At 43.3% G+C, this 3,812-nt stretch carries 3 protein-coding genes; all 3 read left to right on the top strand.

All coding sequences use genetic code 11. The features are described from left to right. The first annotated feature begins 1 nt into the window (after position 1). The gene (locus ACFIK1_RS07175) at positions 2-2,005 is read left to right on the top strand and encodes a portal protein (protein ID WP_375662454.1); all 2,004 of its coding nucleotides are present in this window, start codon (positions 2-4) and stop codon (positions 2,003-2,005) included. A gap of 13 nt (positions 2,006-2,018) precedes the next feature. After that, entirely contained in the window at positions 2,019-2,912 is an 894-nt protein-coding gene (locus tag ACFIK1_RS07170; RefSeq protein ID WP_375662453.1) for a hypothetical protein, read from the top strand. Positions 2,913-3,003: 91 nt separating this feature from the next. Continuing rightward, positions 3,004-3,812: DUF4043 family protein (locus ACFIK1_RS07165; protein ID WP_375662452.1), on the top strand; the 809-nt coding region annotated here is incomplete at its 3' end.

Raw genomic sequence — 3,812 nt, 5'->3', positions numbered from 1 at the left:
GATGTATGATGAAGAGCATTTAGATAAAGAAAGTAACGCATCAGATTTGTCGACAGAAGGCTTATTTCGCAAGCTTGTGAGTTGGTACAAAGAAGATGTGGAGCATGTGAATAAATGGCGTGAACATGCGCGGGAGGATTTTCGTTTTTACAATGGTGATCAGTGGAATGAGGCTGATTTAGCGGCGTTAAAAGAGCAACGCCGCCCCGTTATGACCTTTAATCGTATTGCTCCGCTTGTGAATGCCGTTGTGGGGTCAGAACGCAACAATAAGCGAGAAGTGCAGTTTATTCCCCGTCAAGTAGGGAAGGCATTGCCTAGTGAATTGCTTACTGGTGCGGCAGAATGGTTTCGGGACATGGCGCATGCAGAATACGCTGATAGTGATGCTTTCCAAGATGCCGTTATCTGCGGCATGGGGTGGACTGATACCCGCCTTGATTATGAAAATAGCTTTGATGGTGAACCGGTCATTACGCGTTTAGACCCGTTAAAGATGGTTTGGGATAGCGCGGCAGTGCAACCGAATTTAACCGATGCACAACGCATGTGGTATGTAGATCGCAAGCCCTTGGAAGTAGCTAAGCAGATGTTTCCCAAATCTCATTGGACAGAGCTGAGTGCAGATTGGGCTCGTGATGGGGTTGCTTATGAGGGCATTCATCATAATGATCTTGAAGCTTATAATGATGAGAAGGGCATTGATGTTGAAAACGGTCGACGGATGATCACACTTGTTGAATGCCGTTGGTTTGAAAGCGAGAGGTATTACAAAGCGCCCGATTTAAGCACTGGAGAACTTCGTGATTATAGCGAGGAAGAATTTAAGCAGCTCCAGTGCATGATGCACGATATCCAAGGGGCAGCTTTCAATAAAAAGGTTGTAAGACGTGCTTTTTTAGGGAGAAAATTGCTTGAATCCCCCGATCAACCTTTGGTTCCAGCGGGTCAATTGGGTTGGGAGTGTATAACGGGGTATTTTGACAAGATAGAACGGCAATTTTATGGGGTTGTGCGTCCTACAAAAGACCCACAACGGTGGGCGAATAAGTACTTTAGTCAAGTTATGTATATCCTTAATAGCCAATCCAAAGGCGGGATAATGGCAGAGAGTGGTGCATTTAAGGATGAGAGAGAAGCAGCAAAAAGTTTAAGCCGATCAGACAGTATTACATGGGTTAAACCTAACGCATTGGCAGGTGGTAAAATACAACCAAAGCCTGTAGCACAGTTTCCAGAGGGCTTTTTCCAGCTGTTTAATGAAGCTAAGGAAGCAATTAATCAGGTGACGGGTTTATCACCCGAATTCATTGGTACAAGGGAAGTGACACAAGCGGGTATTTTGGAGGCACAACGACGCCAATCCAGTTTAAATCTGCTTGCTTGTCTGTTTGATGGTTTACGTTTGTATCGCAAAAGGCAGGGTAAGATTATTTTGCATCTGATACAGAATTACTTGTCCGATGGTCGTTTGGTACGGATATCTGGTGAGGAGAATGCGCAATATATTCCATTGACGCGTGAAGAAGTAACGAGTGTCGAGTATGACATTGTTGTCGATGATGCCCCAACCAGCCCGAATGAGAAAGAGCGCACCTTTGGTATCATCACACAGCTGCTCCCATTGCTTCAAAATGCGATTACGCCGGATATTATGCTTGATCTACTTCGTTATTCTCCATTGCCTGCGTCATTGCTTAATCGTGTGAGTGAGAAGATGCAACAGCAGCAAATGGCACAACAAGCCCAACAACAGCAAATGAATCCGGAACAAGAAATGAAGTTGCAGGAAAAGCAGCAAGATATTGCGGCTAAAAGTCAGATGCAACAGATGGATTTACAAGGCAAGCAGATTGAATTGGTTATGCGTCAAAAGAGAGCAGAATTGGAAGCTGAATTGATGCAACAGAAGCATGAGCTTGAACGGGAGCGTATTCTTAATGAACGAGCGCAAAATCAAATCATGCGTGAAAGAGCGGCAACATACAGAGGAAGAAGCATTTGAGAGAGGTTAGAGAATGAATGCAGAAATGAACGAAGCTATGAATGAAGATTACAGAGTTGGAGCACCGGTCTTTGATGATGAGAGCTCTTTTGATGCCGGCACTTATGATGGTGAAACGATTGATAATGATGACATTACGTCTCCAGAGCCGGTTGCACAGCCCGTTGAAAAACCTTCAGAGATTGTTCCTAGTATAGAACAGCAGCGTATGGAGCAACAAGCCAAACAAGCTCGTGAAGCGCTTGTCAAGCTTTATGAACCCCAGTCCCAGACGCCAATGGTTGAAGGTGAAAATGCACCCCCAGACCTACGTGAGGACCCTGTTCGTTTAGTGGCGTGGATGCTAGATAAGATTCAAAAGCAAGATGCGTATATTAGGGAACAGAAAGAAGCGCTAAGACAAGCTGAGGAACAGCAGCAGCATGATATACGTCTTGGTGAATTTTTTAATAATTCTGTTAAGTCGTTTCAAAATAAATCCAGTGATTTTGATGCCGCGGCAAATTTTCTTTATGAGGCACGCGCAAAGGAATTGAGTTCTTGGTCATCACTTTATCCTGAGTATGGACAACAAAACACAATAGATGCGATTATAAGAGATCAATTGCATGCTCTTGTAGCGACTTGTGCACAAAGAGATCTCAATCCGGCAGAAGAGATTTATAGAATAGCACAAAACCTTGGCTATCAGAACCAAGCAGTGCAAGCGAATAATCAAGTTGCAGAACTTCAAAGTCGGCAGAATTCTGCGAGAACCTTAACGGCATCTGGTGGAGGAGGGAGTACTGGACCAATGACTTTAGCAAGCATTGATAGGATGTCAGAAGAAGAATTTGACGTTTGGATATCAAATCCGAAAAATAAAGCGATTTTTCGGCAATTACACGGTGCAGGTAACGGGTATTAAGAGTGCATTTTATAGAAATTAGTCTGTTTTATACAGGGCTATGATCCGGCTTTTAAGCCGGTTTTTTTTACAGCAAAGAAAGGTAAAATCAATGGCATTAACAACAGTTAGAGCAGATGATCCTCATGCGATAAGCACGTGGTCAAAATTATTAAATACAGAAGTTTCAAAGGCGATACCTATTGCCCCCCTTATAGGCAAGGGTTCAAACAGCATTATTCAACTTAAAACCGAAACACAGAAAGGCAGAGGGGATTGTGTTACATTTAGCTTACGGACACAGCTTTTGGGACGTGGTGTTACCTCAGGACAGACGCTTGAGGGGAATGAAGAGGCATTACAATTCCTTCATGACAGACTCTATATTGACGAACTTTCGCATGCAGTTCGTGTAGAAAATGAAGGTAGTATAGCGCAACAACGTACAACGTTTGATTTGCGCGACGAAGCAAAAGATGGCTTAGTTGATTGGTATGCAGATCGCTTAAGCTTGATGTTTTTCATTCAAGCTTGCGGATATACAGCAAGGACGCTCTCTTTTGAAGATCGTATGATAGATATCGAGAATGTGCATTATGGATTTAATGAACCTCTGGCACCAAGCAGTAAGCGAATTATCCGTCCAGATGGTAAAACCAAGGATGAAGATCTCAGTGAAGCGCCAAAACACAGCTTTAGTTTGAAGCTTATTGACGAAGCTGTAAAAATGGCGAAACTTGCTAATCCCAAAATTCGACCAGTACGTGTGAATGGGGAGAGTGTTTATGTTCTCTATTTGCATCCAACACAAGTGATGCAATTGCGTACCAATACAGAGACTGGTGAGTGGTTAGATATTCAAAAATCGGTTTATGCAACCTCTCGTGCGAAAAACCCAATCTTTGATGGTTCACTAGGCAT

It is taken from the genome of Bartonella sp. OC16QHHD (assembly GCF_042194035.1).
Lineage (GTDB): Bacteria > Pseudomonadota > Alphaproteobacteria > Rhizobiales > Rhizobiaceae > Bartonella.
This window is presented reverse-complemented; position numbering and strand designations above follow the sequence as displayed.

Bases quoted from the DNA above. Each gene is read 5' to 3' on its own strand.
- ACFIK1_RS07170 (WP_375662453.1), top strand. From the start codon at position 2,019: ATGAATGCAGAAATGAACGAAGCTATGAATGAAGATTACAGAGTTGGA.
- ACFIK1_RS07175 (WP_375662454.1), top strand. From the start codon at position 2: ATGTATGATGAAGAGCATTTAGATAAAGAAAGTAACGCATCAGATTTG.